The 17,986-nt window shown below is 58.5% G+C and carries 14 protein-coding genes; 13 read left to right on the top strand and 1 reads right to left on the bottom strand.

Going from position 1 to position 17,986, the window contains the following annotated elements; translation table 11 throughout:
- Window positions 1-225 precede the first annotated feature (225 nt).
- From DXD16_RS04575 to ligA, 13 genes are all read left to right on the top strand, one after another.
- On the top strand, window positions 226-474 hold the full coding sequence (locus DXD16_RS04575) for an HPr family phosphocarrier protein (protein WP_117634215.1): 249 nt from the start codon (window positions 226-228) through the stop codon (window positions 472-474).
- Between the two features lie 189 nt (window positions 475-663).
- Complete coding sequence (locus tag DXD16_RS04570) at window positions 664-906, top strand: FeoA family protein (protein ID WP_231500839.1); 243 nt, start codon at window positions 664-666, stop codon at window positions 904-906.
- A gap of 39 nt (window positions 907-945) precedes the next feature.
- Window positions 946-1,167 (top strand): FeoA family protein, encoded by a 222-nt coding sequence (locus DXD16_RS04565; protein WP_006234774.1) that lies wholly within the window; start codon window positions 946-948, stop codon window positions 1,165-1,167.
- A 123-nt stretch (window positions 1,168-1,290) separates the two neighbouring features.
- Window positions 1,291-3,618, top strand: a complete 2,328-nt coding sequence (locus DXD16_RS04560; RefSeq protein WP_117655258.1) for a ferrous iron transporter B — start codon at window positions 1,291-1,293, stop codon at window positions 3,616-3,618.
- A 175-nt stretch (window positions 3,619-3,793) separates the two neighbouring features.
- Window positions 3,794-3,994, top strand: coding sequence for a hypothetical protein (locus DXD16_RS04555; protein WP_117634210.1), 201 nt, complete (start codon window positions 3,794-3,796; stop codon window positions 3,992-3,994).
- Between the two features lie 102 nt (window positions 3,995-4,096).
- On the top strand, window positions 4,097-6,046 hold the full coding sequence (locus tag DXD16_RS04550; protein ID WP_117655257.1) for an NAD(P)/FAD-dependent oxidoreductase: 1,950 nt from the start codon (window positions 4,097-4,099) through the stop codon (window positions 6,044-6,046).
- A gap of 367 nt (window positions 6,047-6,413) precedes the next feature.
- Window positions 6,414-7,667: an ATP-binding protein gene (locus DXD16_RS04545; RefSeq protein WP_158550928.1), complete on the top strand. Its 1,254-nt coding sequence runs from the start codon at window positions 6,414-6,416 to the stop codon at window positions 7,665-7,667.
- Between the two features lie 539 nt (window positions 7,668-8,206).
- Complete coding sequence (locus DXD16_RS04540) at window positions 8,207-8,899, top strand: GntR family transcriptional regulator (protein ID WP_117655256.1); 693 nt, start codon at window positions 8,207-8,209, stop codon at window positions 8,897-8,899.
- A gap of 125 nt (window positions 8,900-9,024) precedes the next feature.
- A complete protein-coding gene (locus DXD16_RS04535; protein ID WP_158551571.1) occupies window positions 9,025-10,047 on the top strand; it encodes a LacI family DNA-binding transcriptional regulator in 1,023 nt (340 codons plus the stop codon).
- 134 nt (window positions 10,048-10,181) lie between these two features.
- Window positions 10,182-11,519 carry a glutamine synthetase family protein gene (locus DXD16_RS04530; RefSeq protein WP_117655254.1) on the top strand — a complete coding sequence of 446 codons (1,338 nt, stop codon included), beginning with the start codon at window positions 10,182-10,184 and terminating at the stop codon, window positions 11,517-11,519.
- A gap of 50 nt (window positions 11,520-11,569) precedes the next feature.
- A complete protein-coding gene (locus DXD16_RS04525; RefSeq protein WP_006234733.1) occupies window positions 11,570-12,232 on the top strand; it encodes a response regulator transcription factor in 663 nt (220 codons plus the stop codon).
- Window positions 12,233-12,441: 209 nt separating this feature from the next.
- Window positions 12,442-13,905 (top strand): S1C family serine protease, encoded by a 1,464-nt coding sequence (locus DXD16_RS04520; protein WP_117655253.1) that lies wholly within the window; start codon window positions 12,442-12,444, stop codon window positions 13,903-13,905.
- 248 nt (window positions 13,906-14,153) lie between these two features.
- On the top strand, window positions 14,154-16,382 hold the full coding sequence (gene ligA / locus DXD16_RS04515; protein WP_117655252.1) for an NAD-dependent DNA ligase LigA: 2,229 nt from the start codon (window positions 14,154-14,156) through the stop codon (window positions 16,380-16,382).
- Between the two features lie 427 nt (window positions 16,383-16,809).
- Here ligA and DXD16_RS10190 read toward each other — a convergent pair whose 3' ends face one another.
- The gene (locus DXD16_RS10190; RefSeq protein WP_147326448.1) at window positions 16,810-17,982 is read right to left on the bottom strand and encodes a hypothetical protein; all 1,173 of its coding nucleotides are present in this window, start codon (window positions 17,980-17,982) and stop codon (window positions 16,810-16,812) included.
- Window positions 17,983-17,986: the final 4 nt, after the last annotated feature.

Here is a 17,986-nt window from a genome sequence, read left to right as displayed (position 1 = left end):
GGACCTCAGGACGCTCTTACACCACGTCTGCGCGCGCCACCTTCGAATCGCTCAAAGGAGGCAATTTGCTCTCGATTTTGCTGCTACTAAATTGGTGACAGTACTCATATTTGCCACTTTTTGCCCACGAGGTGTTCAGAGGAGCTCTCGACAAGCATCTAACGCTACAATAACTACCACGTGGCTGGGTTTGCCGGCCGAATGTGCGATGCCGTGGGAGGGGACATGGTCGAGTTTACAAAGACGATTAAAGATCCGTTGGGACTGCATGCCCGCCCGGTTGCGCTGCTCTATGACATTATTGCCAAGCATCGTAGCAACGTATCGGTCAGCATCGGCGATCGCCATACCGACGGCCGCGATGTAATGGGGCTCATGGCTCTCTACGGCGAGTGCGGCGAGGACATCATCTTCCGCATTTCGGGCGTAGACGAGGCTTCCTGTGTCACATCGATTAGAAACCTCTCGCTCTAAGCATGACAGGGCGTGGTAAAGGATGGTCCTTTGCCGCGCCCTTTTGTTTCATATAGGAAACTTTTCCGAAAACTGAATAGGGACCCTTTCCAAAAAGTTAACCACGTGCTAGTTTACTATAGCGAACATAGACGTGGTTAACTTTTGCTGCGTCGATGTTGAGGACGAACTGACGTTAGGAGCACACTCATGTCTTGCGGACCGCAGATGCCGGCCATGCCGCTTTCGATGGTGAAAGCGGGCGAAACCGTGCACGTGTCTCGTGTAAAGGGCAATGAGGACATGAAGCACCACCTCAAGGACCTCGGCTTTGTCGAGGGCAGTGAGGTTCACGTGGTGAGCTCGAGTGGCGCCAATATCATCGTCACCGTGCTGGGCGCACGCTTTGGTATCGATACCAAGGTCGCCATGCACATCATGACCGTCGGTTAGTTCGCAGCATTTCATTAAAGCTGAAAGGGGGAAAAGAATATGAAGACGTTGGGTGACGTTAAGGTGGGCGAGAGCTCTACCATCGTCAAGCTTCACGGCGAGGGCGCGCTTCGCCGTCACCTTATGGACCTGGGCCTCATCAAGGGCACTTCGTTCAAGGTCGTTAAGGTTGCACCGCTCGGAGATCCGGTCGAGATCAACGTGCGCGGCTACGAGCTTTCCATCCGCAAGGAGGAGGCTGCCGTCGTCGAGGTCCAGTAAGGGCCCGCTGCAACTATTTATGTAGATAAAGTTAGGTTTTTCTAACTTATATTTGCAATGTTGAAGCACATTATCCAGCCCGCGCGGAGAAAGCAGCGCGGGCACACAAGGAAGAAGGATTGAATGGCGGATTCTCAGATCCATGTCGCGCTGGCGGGTAACCCCAACTGCGGCAAGACCACGCTTTTCAACCTGATTACCGGCGCCAACGGCTACGTTGGCAACTGGCCCGGCGTCACGGTTGAGAAAAAGGAAGCCAAGCTCCTGAGTGACAAGAACGTCACGATTACGGACCTCCCCGGCATCTACTCGCTTTCCCCCTACAGCCCCGAGGAGCAGTGCTCGCGCGATTACCTCATGAGCGGCGAGCCCGATGTCGTCGTCCAGGTGGTCGACGCCACCAACCTCGAGCGCAACCTGTACCTGGCGCTTCAGGTTATCGAGACCGGCCTGCCCGTGGTCGTTGCCCTCAACATGGCCGACCTGGTCGAGAAGAACGGCGACAAGATCGACACGGACAAGCTCTCCAAGAAGCTCGGCTGCCCGGTCATGATGATCTCGGCCCTTAAGAACAAGGGCATCAACGAGCTGTTCGAGCAGGTCAAGAAGTCCGCTGCTTCCAAGGGCCAGGTGCCGGAGCACAAGTTCGATTCCTCCATCGAGGACGTTCTGGACCACATCGAGAACAATCTGCCGGCGAGCGTTCCCGCCAACAAGCGTCGCTACTACGCCGTCAAGCTGTTCGAGCGCGACGCGGACGCCTGCAAGCTCATCAACCTCACCAAGGAGAAGGCCGCTCGCGTGGAGCAGCTGGTCGCTCAGTGCGAGCAGGATTGCGACGACGACGCTGAGTCCATCATCACCGGCGAGCGTTATGGCGTGATCGCCCACATCATCGACGAGTGCCTTACCAAGGCTCCGGCCAAGATGAGCACTTCCGAGAAGATCGACCGCGTGGTTACCAACCGTATCCTGGGCCTGCCGATCTTTGTGGTCATCATGTTCTGTGTGTACTACATTGCCGTCTCTACCTTGGGCGGCACGGTGACTGACTTCACCAACGACCAACTCTTCGGCACCGACGGCTGGTACGTGCTCGGTCAGGGCCGCGATGCCTACGACGCAGCTGTTGAGGCTGCGGGCGACAACGCCGACTCGGTCGACCCGGCACAGTATGGGCCCTATGTCCCGGGTATCACCACCATGGTGCACGACGCCCTTGTGGCGGGCGGCACCGAGGACGGTGGCCTGGTCGATTCGCTGGTCTGTGACGGTATCGTCGGCGGTCTGGGCGCCATCTTCGGCTTCGTGCCGCAGATGTTCCTGCTGTTCGTGATGCTGTCTTTCTTGGAGGACTGCGGCTACATGGCCCGCGTCGCCTTCATCATGGACCGCGTGTTCCGCCGCTTTGGCCTGTCCGGTAAGTCCTTCATCCCCATGCTCGTGTCCTCGGGCTGCGGCGTCCCCGGCGTCATGGCCACCAAGACCATCGAGAACGAGAAGGACCGCCGCATGACGGTCATGACCACCACGTTTATTCCCTGTGGCGCCAAGCTGCCGATCATCGCTCTGCTCATGGGTTCCATCATCGGCGATTCTTCCACCACCGCCGCATGGATCAGCCCGCTGTTCTACTTCTTGGGCGTCTTCGCCGTCATCGCCTCGGGCCTCATGCTCAAGAAGACCAAGCTCTTCGCCGGTCGCCCGACGCCGTTCGTTATGGAGCTTCCCGCCTATCACTTCCCGGCGATCCGCTCTTGGGCGCTGCACGTGTGGGAGCGCTGCTGGGCCTTTATCAAGAAGGCCGGCACGGTCATCTTCGCCTCTACCGTCGTGGTTTGGTTCCTCTCCAACTTTGGTAGCTATAACGGCTCCTTTGGCTTCCTGCCTGCGATGGACGGCATCCCCGAGGAGTTTATGGACTACTCCGTGCTCGCCATGCTGGGCAACCTGGTCGCCTGGATTTTCGCCCCGCTCGGCTTTAGCACCTGGCAGGCAACTGCGCTGACTGTCTCTGGCCTTGTCGCCAAGGAGAACGTCGTCGCCACCGCCGGCTCGCTGCTCTCCGTCGCCGATGCTGGCGAGACCGACCCGAGCCTGTGGACCGCGTTTGCGGGCATGTTCCCCACCATGGGTGCTTGCGTGGCCTTTGGTGCCTTCAACCTGCTGTGCGCTCCGTGCTTTGCCGCCATGGGCACTATCCGCAACCAGATGGACTCCGGCAAGTGGACCGCGATTGCCATCGGCTACGAGTGCGCCTTCGCTTGGGTGATCGGCCTGTTCATCAACCAGTTCTACAACCTGTTTGTGTTGGGCCAGTTTGGTATTTGGACGATTGTAGCCATCGTGCTGCTGGTTGCGATGCTCTTCCAGATCTTCCGTCCCATGCCCAAGCATGCATGGACCGACGAGGATGAGACCAACACCGCTTCCGCCGCAGTTTCCGCTTAAGTCCGAATAAGGATTAGCCCCTTTCCACGAGCCCGGGTGTCCCAGCGACACTCGGGCTTTTTGGTGAGGGAGATGTGGCGTTTCCGCAGATAAAACCGACCAAAATAAACCTGCCCCTTTTTGGTAGGTGGAGAATGGGGTAAAGTAAGTGATGGTTAACTAGAGGAGGCTTGCTATGGCACCTATCGATATTGTTGTACTGGCTGTTATCGGCATTGCGTTTGTCGCCGTGTGCGTGCGCATTTATCGTAAGGGCACTTGCGCCGACTGCGCTCAAGGTGGCGTTTGCACAGGACATTGCTCCAACAAAAAGACCTGCGCCGCACTTAAGGGCGTAGACAAAATCGCCGAAGACTTGGGCCGCGGTATTCATTAGCCGACTGGCGTTTGAGCGTATATGACTGCGGATACGGCAGTTGCTGATACGATAGGGTCGTTAGCAACTGCCGCCGAGCGGCTCAAACGAAAGGAACCCTGTATGGAGTCCTCCGCCTATCCGATGCTCTTTAGTCCGATCAAGGTCGGTACGACCGAGGTCAAGAACCGCGTCTTTATGCCGCCGGTGTCCACCAACCTGGCCGATCATGGCTATGTGACCGACGACTTGGTCGATCATTACCGTGCCCGCGCCAAGGGAGGTGTGGGCCTGATCATCACCGAGGTCGTGACGGTCGAGCCCACCTATACCTATCTGCCGGGTGACATGTGCTGCTACGACGACACGTTTATCCCTGGCTGGGAAAAGCTCGCCGCAGCCGTCCACGAGTATGGCTGCAAGATCATGCCGCAGCTCTTCCATCCCGCCTACATGGCCTTTAACATTCCGGGCACGCCGCGCCTCATCGCCCCGTCCTTTGTGGGCCCGTCTTATGCCCGCGAGGCACCGCGCCCCATCACAGTTGATGAGATTCACGAGCTCACGCATCAGTTCGGCGACGCCGCCGTGCGTATGCAGAAGGCCGGCGTCGATGGCGTCGAGGTCCATGCGGCACACGCCCACGGTATGCTCGGCGGCTTTTTGACTCCGCTCTATAACAAGCGTACCGATGAGTACGGTGGCTCGCTCGACGCCCGCATGCGCTTTTTGCTCGAGGTTATCGCCGAGATTCGCGAGCGCTGCGGCAAGGATTTCATCATCGACGTCCGCATCTCGGGCGATGAGTACACCGATGGCGGCTTGACCCTCAACGACATGATCTACGTCTCGCGCCGCCTGGAGAAGGCCGGCGTGGACATGATTCACGTGTCGGGCGGTACCACCATCAAGCGCGGCTCTGCAATTCCCGCTGCCGGCACGCAGCAGGCCTCGCACGCCGCCTGCTCGCGCGAGATCAAAAAGCATGTGAACATTCCCGTTGCCACGGTCGGCCGCATCAACGAGGCATGGATTGCCGAGGAGCTGATCGAGGACGGCGCCGCCGACATCTGCATGATGGGTCGCGCCAATCTGTGCGATGCCGAGTTCTGCAACAAGGCCGCTGCCGGCAACGCCGACGACATCCGCTCTTGCATCGGCTGCCTGCGCTGCCTGAACGGCATTATGTTTGGCAAGCGCATCTCCTGCACCGTCAATCCGGACGTGGAGCGCGACGAGGCTGGCTACGAGCCTGCCGCTGAGGCCAAGAACGTGCTTGTTGTGGGCGCTGGTCCTGCGGGCATGGAGGCAGCCTACATTGCCGCCAAGCGCGGTCACAACGTGGTGCTCGTGGATAAGCAGGACGAGCCGGGCGGCGAGATGCGTATCGCGGCCGTTCCGCCGGCAAAACAGGAGCTCACCCGCGTGATCAAGTACCAGTATCGCCGTCTTGCTAAGGCGGGCGTGAAGTGCGTCTTTGGTACCGAGCTTTCGGCCGAGGACATTCAGCGTGACTACGCGGGCTACGAGGTTGTCCTGGCTTATGGCGCCGAGCCCATCGCCCCGGCCTTCATGCAGGGATTTAAGCAGGTCATGACGGCCGACGACCTGCTGGGTGGCAAGGCCTTCCCGGGCAAGAAGATTGTCATCGTGGGCGGCGGCGCCGTCGGTTGCGAGACGGCCGACTACCTGGCCCCACTGGTCAACGATCTGTCGCCGGCCAATCGCGACGTCACCGTTATCGAGATGACCAAGACGCTCGCCGCCAACGAGGGTGGTGCCGGTCGCGCGGTGCTCATCACGCGCATGCTCTCCAAGGGCGTCCACGTGCTGACCGAGGCCAAGGTGACCGAGATCACCGAGGATGCCATCAGCTACGAGAAGGATGGCGAGGCCCACACCATCGCCGATGCCGATACGCTGGTGCTCGCCATGGGCTATCGTCCCAATACCAAGCTGGCCGACGACCTTGCCGCTGCCGGTGTTGCCACCCACGTGCTGGGCGATGCCAACAAGTGCGGCAACATCCGCGATGCCATCGGCGATGGCTACAAGGTTGCCTGCGAGCTCTAGTCAACTCCTTGTTGCGTGGGGGCAGGTTACTTTGCACCAACTTGGTGCATGTAAATCTGGCCCCATTGCACCATTGCGGCTTCATGGAGTAGCGCCCGTACGCATCGAATTTCTCCTCTCATAGATGTGCGGCACAAAGAGCCCCGAGTTCATACGAGCTCGGGGCTCTTTTCGTTTGGATTGCAGGCGTATTGACAGACGAAAACAGTCTGTGTCCGGTATTGAGCCATACGAAAGCGAAATTATGCGTCTTAATTCCGTACGCAAATAAAGACGAAAACCGTTTGCGTCTTTGATAAATCAGTACGCAAACGGTTTTCGTCTTATAATACGGTTATGAATGGTACGAAACGAGAGGGTTGTGCATATGGTTGTTAGAGAGAACCCTACAGTCGAATACAAGGAAAGCGTTACGCCGACGTTTCTTAAAACGGTGAGCGCCTATGCAAACTACGGGACGGGCAAGATTGAGTTTGGCGTTGATGACGAGGGCGTGGCTGTCGGCCTTGCAGATCCGGTCGCAGAGTGTCTCCGCATCGAGAACATGATTAATGACAGCTTGGATCCCGCTCCCCGTTACACGCTCGAGCGCGATGAGAAACACGGGACCGTAATCCTTACGGTTTATGAGGGCCAGGACAAACCCTATCGAAGCAAGGGAAAGGCCTACAGGCGAAACGATTCGGCAACGGTGGAGGTCGACCGGTTTGAGTATGGCAGGCTGACGCTCGAAGGCAGCAACGTAACGTTCGACGCGCTCACGTCGGCTCGCCAGGACTTGAGTTTTCACACGCTCGAGCATAAGTGTGTTGAACATCTCGGCATTTCCGAGCTAACGCCGGATATTATGCGCACGCTTCGCTTGCTCGGCAAAGATGGCTATACCAACGCTGCGGCGATTTTGGCGGATAAGAATGATTCTCCGGGCATCGACTGCGTCCGTTTTGGCGATACCGAGGATGTGATCTTGGACCGTGAGACGACGACAAATGTATCCGCAATTGAGCAGGTGGACAGGGCGGTGGCTATGTTTGCACGCTACTACCGTTTTGAGCGTATCGAAGGGATGGAGCGCGTCCAAACCGATCGAATTTCTCTTGAGGCATTCCGCGAAGCTGTTGCAAACGCTTTGGTGCATCGGACGTGGGACGTTCGAGCGAATGTTCAAATTGCCTTGTACGACGATCGTGTTGTTGTGACTTCGCCCGGATCACTGCCCGCCGGTTTGACGACGGAACAATACCTGTATGGGCAGATATCCGTGCTCAGAAACCCAATTGTCGCCGAGGTCTTTTTAAAGCTGGATTACATCGAGAAATTTGGCACGGGAATCGCGCGCATTAGACGTGCCTATCGCGATTCGATCAATCAACCAATTTTTGATGTTCGCGGCGGCATGGTGGCCGTCACATTGCCCGCTACCGATGCCTTTGAAGGGTCCGAGGAAGAGATCCAGGTTCTCAATGCCTTGTCGGGCGGGCGAATTATGTCGCGAAGCGAGATTGAAAAACAGACGGGGCTGAGCCGCATGCGGACGTTGGCGGCACTCGAATCTCTGCTTGAACGGAATGCAATCGTAAGGCAGGGAACCGGGCGGGCCACAAAATACGAGCGCTCATAGTCCAAAAGAGCCATGGTACAAGACGGACCCCAAGCCAGCGTTGGCTTGGGGTCCGTTATATCCCGGATGGTAACGGGCCGATTATTGTCAAGTTATAGCAAAGTATAGCGACGTACAGCAAAGTATAGTGAAATATAGCAAGCCGTATAGCGCGCCTTGACTATCAACCCTTGATTATCACCGTCCGTATTTCACAGCAACTTATAACAGGCTCGGGGTGCCAATTTGGGGTGCGGTAGTACTGCGTCACGAAAAGGGCCTATCTACTACGTTTAAGCCGCAGGGGTCAACCATAGTCGGCTTTTTCGAAAATCGACAAGCTGTCTACCTGCGGTTTTGTTTTCACGGTTTTCGGTATGGCCGAGGCTATCCGTGTTAACGTAGTAGATGGGCCACTTTTGTGGCAAGGGGGCCGATCTGCGGGCCAGGGTAGCTAAAAGAGCCCCGTCCCAAAAAGACTGATTGGGAGCTGGGGCGTGTCGATGCGATAGTATTACGTGGTGGAATTCGACAAACCGTGGGCTTCATCCGAGGGCTTTATGGAACAACACCAGCATTATCAGAGCCTGCAAGATCAGGCATACAACGCACTGCGCTCCAAAATTATCTATGCCGAGCTCAAGCCCGGCACGCGCCTTTCGGCGATTGGTCTGGAAAAGGAGACGGGGATCGGGCGCACGCCAATTCGCGAGTCCTTTGTGCGCCTGCGCGAGCAAGAGCTGGTGGAAACGCGTCCCAAGAGCGGCACCTACGTCTCTAAGATCAGCATGGAACACGCCGAGAATGCCTGTTTCTTGCGCGAGAAACTCGAAAGAAGCGTACTCATTAAATGTTGTCCGGCTGCCACGTCCGAGCAAAAGCATCGGCTCGAGCAGATTCTTGCCGAGTCCGAGTCGCTCGACCATAGCGAGACGCGTTGCTTTTTCGACTTGGATAACCTGTTTCATGAGACGTGTTTTGAGATTGCCGGTCGTCACATGCTGTGGGATTGGATGAAGAGCGTCAACACGCATTTTGAGCGATACAACTGGTTGCGTATGGTGTCGCAGGATCTGGATTGGGAGCCGATTCGTCGACAACATCGTCGGATTCTCGAGGCCATTAAGAGGGGCGATACCGACACGGCGAGCTACCTGGCAGAGACGCACTTGCACCTGATGCCCGAGGAGCAGGGCCCGGTTATCGCCTTGCATCCCGACTATTTCGAGCTGTCCAAAGACTCGTCTATCTAGCCCATCACCGCATCTGCTCGAGACGCAAAAACGATCCTGCTCACCTACAACGTTTTGCAAGCGAGATTTTTAAAAAAATGCCTAAAATGGCTCAGACTGCCGACAATTGGGAAACGGGGTGCGCTATGGCGCAGATGAGAATCAAGGACATTGCCGCCGAGGCGGGCGTGAGCCCGGCCACGGTCTCGCGCTATCTCAACAACCGCCCCGGGCAGATGACCGAGGAAACCCGCGCTCGCATCGCGGCGGTTATCGAGCGCACTGGCTATCGCCCACGTGCTGCTGCACGCAATCTACGCAGCTCACGCACCAACCTCATCGGCGTGATTCTGGCCGACATCACCAACCCGTTCTCCAGCGCCATGCTCGAAGGGCTTTCCGCTAGCGCCGCCGCGCGCGGCTGCTCGCTTATGACGGCCATTAGCGGCAATGACCCCGCCAAGGAAGCAGAGTCGCTCACTAGACTTATCGATGCCGGCGTGGACGGCCTGGTCGTCAACACCTGCGGCGACAACGACGAGGCAATCGTCGCAGCTGCGGGACGCCTGCCTGTTGTGCTGCTCGACCGCGATGTTGCCGCCGGCGGTGTCGATCTGGTGACCTCCAACAACCGTGAGCTGGTCGCCGGCCTGGTAGACGCCTTGGCCGCTGCGGGCAGCGAGCGCCTGTGCCTGCTCACCGAGGCGAGCGACGACAGCCCCGTGCGTCGCGAGCGCGCCGAGGGCTTTGCCGACGAGCTTTCGCGCCGCGGTCTTGCGGGCGAGGTCGTCACCTTGGCGGACGGTGGCGCCACGGGTGTCAGTCGCCTGGACGAGACCATCAGCGGCTATGCGGGTAAAAAGCTCGGCCTCATTGCCGTCAACGGCCTGGTCTTCCTGCGTCTGACCGAGGCGCTGGCCCAGCTCGGCCCCTCGTTGCCGGCGGGCCTTAAGATTGCGACGTTTGACGATTACCCCTGGAACCACGTGCTCTTTGGCGGTGTGACCACGGCCGCGCAGGACACCCTCACCATTGCCGAGCGCGTAGTCGAGCGTCTCTCCGAGCGCATCGACATCGTTACCACTACGGTGGGCGATGCCGCAAAGCTCGCCCCCAAGCGCATCGAGATACCCGGCCGCATCGAACACCGCGCTTCGACCTCGCGCTAGCCGCTCGTTCGCAATGGCCTGCTCAAGCACGTTTTTTGAGCGCTTGATACGCTTTAACCCTGCGGAAACATTTTTCTGCGATAGTATCTGCGATATAGACCAGTCGAAACCCGCCCGAAAGAAAGGGGAGCGACATGAACCAGCAGAACATCGATTACGTACTCCGCTCCGTAGAGCAGCGCGATATCCGCTTTGTGCGTCTGTGGTTTGTCGACATTCTCGGCCGCCTCAAGAACTTTGCCATCAGCCCCGAGGACCTCGAGGTCGCTTTTGAGGAGGGTATTGGCTTTGACGGCTCCGCCATCGAGGGCTTTGCCACGCCCGAGGAAGCCGACATGCTGGCGTTCCCCGATGCTTCGACCTTCCAGATCCTGCCGTGGCGCCCGAGCCACAACGGCGTCGCCCGTGTGTTCTGCGACGTGTGCACCCCCGATCGCAAGCCGTTTGCCGGCGACCCGCGCGATGCCCTGCGCCGCATGTTCCGCAAGGCTGAGAAGGCTGGCTATCTGCTCAACGTGGGCGCCGAGCTGGAGTACTACTACTTCCCCGACGAGCACACCCCCGAGCCGCTCGACAACGTGGGCTACTTCGATCTTTCGGTGAGCGATGCCGCTCGCGACCTGCGTCGCAACACGGTCCTCACGCTCGAGAAGATGTCCGTGCCCGTGGAGTACACCTTCCACGCCGCCGGCCGCTCGCAGCATGGCATGAGCCTGCGCCACGCCGAGGCCCTGAGCATGTCTGACGCCATCACCACGGCCAAACTCATCATTAAGCAGCAGGCCTACGAGAGCGGTTGCCACGCCTCCTTTATGCCCAAGCCGTTGGCGGGCGAGGACGGCAGTGCCATGTTCCTGTGCCAGTCGCTATTCGACCACGACGGCAACAACGTGTTTTGGGGCGAGGACGACGAGAAGTACCATCTCTCCGACATCGCCAAGCACTATATGGCTGGCATCCTGGCGCATGCCCGCGAGATCAGCGCCATCACCAACCCCACGGTCAACTCGTACAAGCGCATCACGACGGGCGGCGACTCCGTGCCACAGTACGCCACGTGGGGCCTGCGCAACCGCGCGAGTATGGTCCGCATTCCGGTCTACAAGCCCGGCAAGCAGCTGTCCACGCGCATCGAGCTTCGCAGCCCCGACCCCATGGCCAATCCGTACCTGGTCAACGCCGTCACGCTGGCGGCTGGTCTGGACGGCATCGAGCGCAAGCTGGAGCTCCCGCCCGAGGCAACGGCCGAGACGCTCAAGCTTACCGACCGTCAGATGGTCGAGGCCGGCTACGCGCCGCTGCCGCGCTCGCTCAAAGAGGCGCTCGACGTGTTTGAGGACTCGCAGTTTATGAAGGATGCCCTCGGCGAGCACATCCACAGCTTCTTCCTCAAAAAGAAGCGCGACGAGTGGCATAAGTTTGAGTCTACGATCACCGAGTGGGAGATCAAGCACTACCTGGCGAACTCCTAATCGCGCTGGCTTGTTCCAGTACGATTGAGCTCATTTCTTTGGAGGCCGATATGTCCGAAAAGAGTGCCCTGTTCATGGCGCGCACGACGCGCTTCCACGAGTTTGCCCGCAGCTTGACGACTACCCTGGGTGTCGAGGTGAGCCTGGCAACCCCTGATTCGCCAACTGCGGCGCACGACTTTGACCTGCTGATCCTCGATTCCGACGGCATCCGCAGCGACCGCATCGATCAGATTGCCAAGTGGCTTGACGATCGCGGCGGTGTCCCCATGTTGGTGATCGTCGACGATGAGGCGCTCGGTACCCTGCGCCTGCCGAATCACGCGCATGCCGACTTTGTGTGCCCCACGGCGACGCCCAACGAGCTTAAGGCTCGCGCGCAGCGCCTGATGGGCGAGGAGGAGACCGTCACCGCCGACGATGTGCTCAACATCGATAACCTCGAGATTAATCTGGCTACCTACCAGGTGACACTCGATAACGAGCCCATCGACCTGACGCTGATGGAGTACTCGCTGCTGAGCTTTTTGGCGACGCATCCCAATCGCGCCTACAGCCGCGAGGTGCTGCTGCACCGCGTGTGGGGCTTTGAGTACTGCGGCGGCACGCGCACCGTCGACGTGCACATCCGACGCATCCGCTCCAAGGTGGGCCCGCAGATCGCGGCACACATCACCACCGTCCGCGGCGTGGGCTATCTGTTTAAGGACTAGATTTCCACCACAAAGGGGACAGGCACCTTTGTGGTGGTTTTGACGCAGGTGCGGGTTCCTTTCGAGTTTGCAGCAGAACTTAAGCCTTCCTAAAAGATTGCGTTCTCGTACACGTACGCCCGCATATTGGGGTACAACTCAACGTGAACAATGATGGCCCGCCACGGTGTTTGGCGGGCCTTTGGTTATTTGACGAAAGGATCGCAGCTATGAGCGAGAACGATTCCCAGCGTCCCCAGGATGTTGGCAATGCCGGCGAGACTCAGCAGCAGCCGCGCGTGCAGGTGGAGTCGACGCCTGCCGACGGCAACAACATTCCCTACGTGCAGGCCTACGATACGCAGACCGGCAAGCCGCTGGGCGGCCAACAGGTCGTGAACAAGCACACGGTGGTCAAGACCAAGACCAAAAAGCTGCCGATCTTTATTACAGCGCTTGCCGGCTGCGCATGTGGTGCCCTGCTGGTCATTGCGCTCATTATGAGCGGTACGCTCGATATCGGTGGCGGCAAGAATGCCGTGACGGCGGGCGCTTCGGGTTCGTCGACGCAAAAGATCACCATCGACTCCGAGGACACCACGCTGGCCGAGGCCGTTTCTGCCAAGGCCCTGCCCTCTGTGGTTTCCATCACCGCCACTTCGAGCGGTGGCCAGAATGGCTCGCTTTCGCAGTCTGCCGACGAGTCGGACAACTCGGGCAGCGTCGGTTCGGGCGTGGTGCTCGATACCGAGGGCCATATCCTCACCAACAACCACGTGGTCGATGGCTATGACCAGTACGTAGTGACCATGGACGACGGCACCACCTACGAGGCCGAGTTCGTGGGCAACGACGCTTCGAGCGACCTGGCCGTCATCAAGCTCAAGGACGCCGACGCCTCCAAGCTCACGCCGATCGAGATTGGTGACTCCTCCAAGCTCAACGTGGGCGAGTGGGTCATGGCGATCGGTTCGCCGTTTGGCAACGAGCAGTCTGTCTCCACCGGTATCGTCTCGGCGCTCTACCGCTCCACGGCCATGAGCTCTACCAACGGTAACACCATCTATGCCAACATGATCCAGACCGATGCCGCCATCAACCCGGGCAACTCCGGCGGCGCGCTCGTTAACGACAATGGCGAGCTTGTGGGCATTAATTCGCTCATCGAGAGCTATTCGGGCTCCAGCTCGGGCGTGGGCTTTGCCATTCCGGTCAACTATGCCAAGAACATTGCCGACCAGATCATCGACGGCAAGACGCCGGTGCATCCGTACCTGGGCGCCACGCTTTCGAGCGTCAATGCACTTAACGCCCGCACCAACAAGCTGAGCACCGATAGCGGCGCGTATGTGGCGAGCGTCGTCGAGGACGGTCCTGCTGCCAAGGCCGGCATTCAGGAGGGCGATGTCATTACCAAGCTGGGCGACGACGAGATTACGAGCGCCGATGGCCTGATCATCGCACTACGCAGCCACGAGGTGGGCGAGAAGGTCGAGATCACGCTCATGCGCGGCAAGGAAGAGAAGAAGGTCACGGTCGAGCTGGGTTCCGACGAGGAGTTGCAGAACCAGCAGCAGAACGACAGCGCGACCGATACCGGCAACGGCGGTATTACCGACGAGCAGCTGCGCCAGTATCTGGAGGAGCTGCTTGGCCAGCAGGGCCAGGGTCAGGGCAACGGCCAGGGTTTCTAACGAGCTGTATCGCACATATCGAAGCCAGAGGGGCTGTTCCGCCAGCGCGGGACAGCCCCTCTTTTCGCGATGATCCCTTGGAGACGGAGGAAAACGGATCATTTAGAAACGGCAAGGGCATGGTTTGAACGCGCGATCCACTCCAGTTTGATGGCTGCCGATTCGGTGCGGTTTGAGACCGCTATTCGGCCCCATGGTGACCGGTGGTACTCTTGTATCCGTTTGAAATCGAGCGAAGGAGTGCCGCTATGGAGCAATCGAGCCTGTTTGGTGACGGCGTGGACATCGATACCGAAACGCCCGCGAGCACGGATACCGCTGCACCGGCCGATGCCCGTGCCCAGGCGGCAGCGCGTGCGGCCGAGCTGCGCCACGAGCTCGATTACCACGCCTATCGCTACTACATGCTCGATGCGCCCGAGATCACGGACGCCGCCTTTGACAAAATGCTCGTTGAGCTGCAGCAGATCGAGGCGACCTACCCCGACCTGGTGACGCCCGACAGCTATACCCAGCGCGTGGGCGGCTACGTGAGCGAGCAGTTTACACCGGTCACACATATGGCGCGCATGTATTCCATGGACGATGCTATGGATCTGGACGAACTTGACGCGTGGCTCCAGCGCGCCGAGGATGCGCTCGGTGCCGGCAGCGTCACCTATACCTGCGAGCTTAAGATCGACGGTCTGGGCGTGGCGCTTACCTATCAAAACGGCACCTTTATGCGCGCCGCCACGCGCGGCGACGGCACCACGGGCGAGGATGTGTCGCTCAATGTCCGTACCATCAAGGATGTGCCCATGCACCTGTCCGAGCCGGCGCTCGCCCACATGGGCGCCGACCGCGAGCGTACCATTGAGGTGCGCGGCGAGGTGTACATGCCCAAGGGCAGCTTTGTTCGTCTGAATGAAGAGGCCGATGCCGAGGGCCGCGACCCCTTTGCCAACCCGCGCAACGCCGCCGCCGGCAGCCTGCGCCAAAAGGACCCCAAGGTCACGGCGCGCCGCGACCTGGCTACCTTTATCTACGCCATTGCCGATACCGATCCGCTGCACGTCCACAGCCAGCGCGAGTTCCTGGACTGGCTGCGTAGCGCCGGCTTTAGCGTCAACCCCAACGTTGCCCGTTGCGCCACACCGGCTGAGGTTCACGAGTTCTGTGCCCAGGCGCTTGAGCATCGCGGCGACCTGGACTACGACATCGACGGCGTGGTCGTAAAGGTCGACAGCTTCCAACAGCAGCTCGACCTGGGCTTTACCGCCCGCGCGCCGCGTTGGGCCATCGCCTTTAAGTTCCCGCCCGAGGAAAAGCAGACCGTCCTGCGCGAGATTCGCATCCAGGTGGGTCGCACCGGCGTGCTCACGCCGGTCGCCGAGTTCGACCCGGTGACGGTCGCCGGCTCCACCATCGCGCGCGCCACGCTGCACAACATCGACGAGATCCGCCGCAAGAACGTGCGCGAGGGCGACACTATCATCGTGCACAAGGCGGGCGACGTAATCCCCGAGGTCGTGGGCCCGGTGCTCGACAAGCGCCCGGCCGATTCGGTCGACTGGCACATGCCCGAGGTCTGCCCCGTGTGCGGCAGCCCCGTGGTTCACGAGGATGGCGAGGTGGCCTACCGCTGCGTGTCCATCGACTGCCCCGCACAGCTCAAGGAGCGCCTGCTCCACTGGGTGAGCCGCGGCTGCATGGACGTCGACGGCCTGGGCGACGAGATCGTCGACAAGATGATCGCCGCTGGCCTGATCCACGATGTCACGGACTTCTACCAGCTCACGGTCGACGACATCGCCGGCCTGGACACGGGGCGCGTGTACGCCAGCTCCAACAGCAAAAAGGGCGTTAAGAAGGGCGATCCCATTCCGGTAGGCCTTAAGACGGCCGAGAAAATCATCGCCGAGCTCAACAAGTCCAAGAGCCAGCCACTCGGGCGTGTGCTGTTTGCCCTGGGCATCCGTCATGTGGGCAAGAGCGTGGGCGAGGTCATCGCCGAGCGATTCCTATCGATCGACAAGCTCATCTTGGCGAGCGAAGAGGATATCGCCGAGTGCGAGGGCATCGGTCCCAAGATTGCGGCGAGCGTCAAGCAGTTCCTGGCCGTGCCCGAGAACCTCGCCGTGCTGGAGCGCTTGCGTCAGGCGGGCCTGTCGCTCGAGGTCGACTTGGGCGCCGCGCATGCACAAGCCGCAGCCGACGCTGGGGTGGCGGGCGAGCTTGCCGACGCACAGCCGCTTGCGGGTCTGACCTTTGTGCTCACCGGCACGCTCGTCAACCGCACACGCGACGAGGCGGGCGCGGCGCTCAAGGTGCTCGGCGCCAAGGTCTCGGGCAGTGTTTCAAAGAAGACGAGCTATCTGGTCGCCGGCCCCAAAGCGGGCTCCAAGCTCACCAAGGCCGAGCAGCTGGGTGTGCCCGTGCTGGACGAGGCGGCACTTGAACAGATTTTGGCGACGGGTAGGGTCCCGGAGGCATAATGATTTGTTGAGGAACTGCGCAGAGGCTCAGTTCCTCAACATCTCCTTATAGTGTTTGCCTGTTCAATTTCGATATCGTTTCCCTCGTATGATCCAGATGCGTCTACCGAGTCAAAGCGTGAGTAGGAAACTCTTGTCCCAACTTTGATTTGGGAAAGCTTGTCTTTGATTCGGCCAGATGAGGGGAATGTAATCCGGGTTTGCTTTCCAGCGTCGGTGTAGCGGGGACTGTTGTCTGTTTGGATTACGAGTTCCGTTCCCTCAATAGAATGAACGCTGCCGGCTCCAAAGACAAGGTAATCATCTCCTCCGCTATAGTGGGCTCTATCTGTGCATGAAGAAACGGATGCAAACATAGCGAAAATCACCAATATCGTAACCAGGGCAAAGGCCGTGGTGCCATAGCATTTTGATGGTGCCATCCGGTCTACCAAAAGACTGTTCCGTTCAATTTGACCATATTGGGCGTTGCATAGTTAATCGCTCGGGGATAAGTGTTCCATCCGTCGAATACTTCGAGCCACTGCAGTTCGATGCCAGAGCTTCCATTACGCCCAGTAAAATAGCCAGTTACCGTGACTGTATGACCTGATAGCTCGACGGATCCTTCACTGTTTCGGCTGTTGATCCACATATGATACAAGCCGATATTCCCTTGATCGATAGTTGCTCTGTACTGAGCGAATTGAGGCTGATAACCGAAAAATTGAGTATTAAGTGCTCTACCCTTTTGAGCGGCAAGACTTTTAAACGGAACAATTCCATCTGGGATGATCGTTCTTCCGTACTCGACGCCCTGATCATTGGTCTTATACGTTGTTGTGCCAGTGACGTTCCATATTTCTTTATAATAATCGGGATTAAATTGATTAGCGTTTGAACTGGTGAGACCGTAATGCATTGATACAGCGTACAAGGCAGAAACGACGCATGCATACTTATTAGTGCGGGCTTCAACTAATGATTCCGAGACTCCTCGGAACGGTATTCCGTTTAAATCGTCTATTTGGAAATGCAACATCAAGTCATCTTCATTGATAATGACTGCATCCCATGAAGTTGGGTTATTGCTTTGAGGTGCTATACCCTTTTCGGTGACAATCGGGACAGACCGTATATTGTTATAGTTGGTTACACAGTCTCTAGTTCCTGGCACCAAAGTTCCATATTCAATATCGTTGTACGAAATTAGTACGGTTGGGTTTGTGGCCTGTTGGCCGGAATAAGTTGAAATGGCGTTTGATAGAGAAGCTGAAATCGGAAGAATGGTATCGCCGAGGGTTATCTCCTTCAGAAGCCCAGGATATGATGCGTCAAGTATTAAATAACCGTAAGGGCTTCCTTCCCTTGTGACACTGATTTCATAGCCACAGATAAGGCCGATTTGTTGGCATACGGGAACGATTTGCTCGATCTCTAAGTTCGCGGATCCGTCGACGATGGGCAACAGGGAAAGCGCGTAGTCTTGTGCTAGGTCTGATGTAAAAGCGACGGATGAGTTTGAGTCGGCAGCGAATACTCTTGTTGGGCGTGACGCGGATAAGCCAATGATCGAGGCTAGGCCGAGAAGAAACGAGCGACGTGATTGAACTCTGGGCATAATG

Origin of the sequence: Collinsella sp. TF11-5AC (assembly GCF_003436775.1) — a bacterium.
Classification (GTDB): domain Bacteria; phylum Actinomycetota; class Coriobacteriia; order Coriobacteriales; family Coriobacteriaceae; genus Collinsella.
Note: the sequence above shows the minus strand (reverse complement) of the source record. Positions and strands in the feature narration are given on the sequence as shown.

Bases quoted from the DNA above. Each gene is read 5' to 3' on its own strand.
- DXD16_RS04560 (WP_117655258.1), top strand. From the start codon at position 1,291: ATGGCGGATTCTCAGATCCATGTCGCGCTGGCGGGTAACCCCAACTGC.
- DXD16_RS04540 (WP_117655256.1), top strand. From the start codon at position 8,207: ATGGAACAACACCAGCATTATCAGAGCCTGCAAGATCAGGCATACAAC.
- DXD16_RS04530 (WP_117655254.1), top strand. From the start codon at position 10,182: ATGAACCAGCAGAACATCGATTACGTACTCCGCTCCGTAGAGCAGCGC.
- DXD16_RS04565 (WP_006234774.1), top strand. From the start codon at position 946: ATGAAGACGTTGGGTGACGTTAAGGTGGGCGAGAGCTCTACCATCGTC.
- DXD16_RS10190 (WP_147326448.1), bottom strand. From the start codon at position 17,982: ATGCCCAGAGTTCAATCACGTCGCTCGTTTCTTCTCGGCCTAGCCTCG.
- DXD16_RS04555 (WP_117634210.1), top strand. From the start codon at position 3,794: ATGGCACCTATCGATATTGTTGTACTGGCTGTTATCGGCATTGCGTTT.
- DXD16_RS04545 (WP_158550928.1), top strand. From the start codon at position 6,414: ATGGTTGTTAGAGAGAACCCTACAGTCGAATACAAGGAAAGCGTTACG.
- DXD16_RS04535 (WP_158551571.1), top strand. From the start codon at position 9,025: ATGGCGCAGATGAGAATCAAGGACATTGCCGCCGAGGCGGGCGTGAGC.
- DXD16_RS04575 (WP_117634215.1), top strand. From the start codon at position 226: ATGGTCGAGTTTACAAAGACGATTAAAGATCCGTTGGGACTGCATGCC.
- DXD16_RS04520 (WP_117655253.1), top strand. From the start codon at position 12,442: ATGAGCGAGAACGATTCCCAGCGTCCCCAGGATGTTGGCAATGCCGGC.
- DXD16_RS04525 (WP_006234733.1), top strand. From the start codon at position 11,570: ATGTCCGAAAAGAGTGCCCTGTTCATGGCGCGCACGACGCGCTTCCAC.
- DXD16_RS04570 (WP_231500839.1), top strand. From the start codon at position 664: ATGTCTTGCGGACCGCAGATGCCGGCCATGCCGCTTTCGATGGTGAAA.
- DXD16_RS04550 (WP_117655257.1), top strand. From the start codon at position 4,097: ATGGAGTCCTCCGCCTATCCGATGCTCTTTAGTCCGATCAAGGTCGGT.
- ligA (WP_117655252.1), top strand. From the start codon at position 14,154: ATGGAGCAATCGAGCCTGTTTGGTGACGGCGTGGACATCGATACCGAA.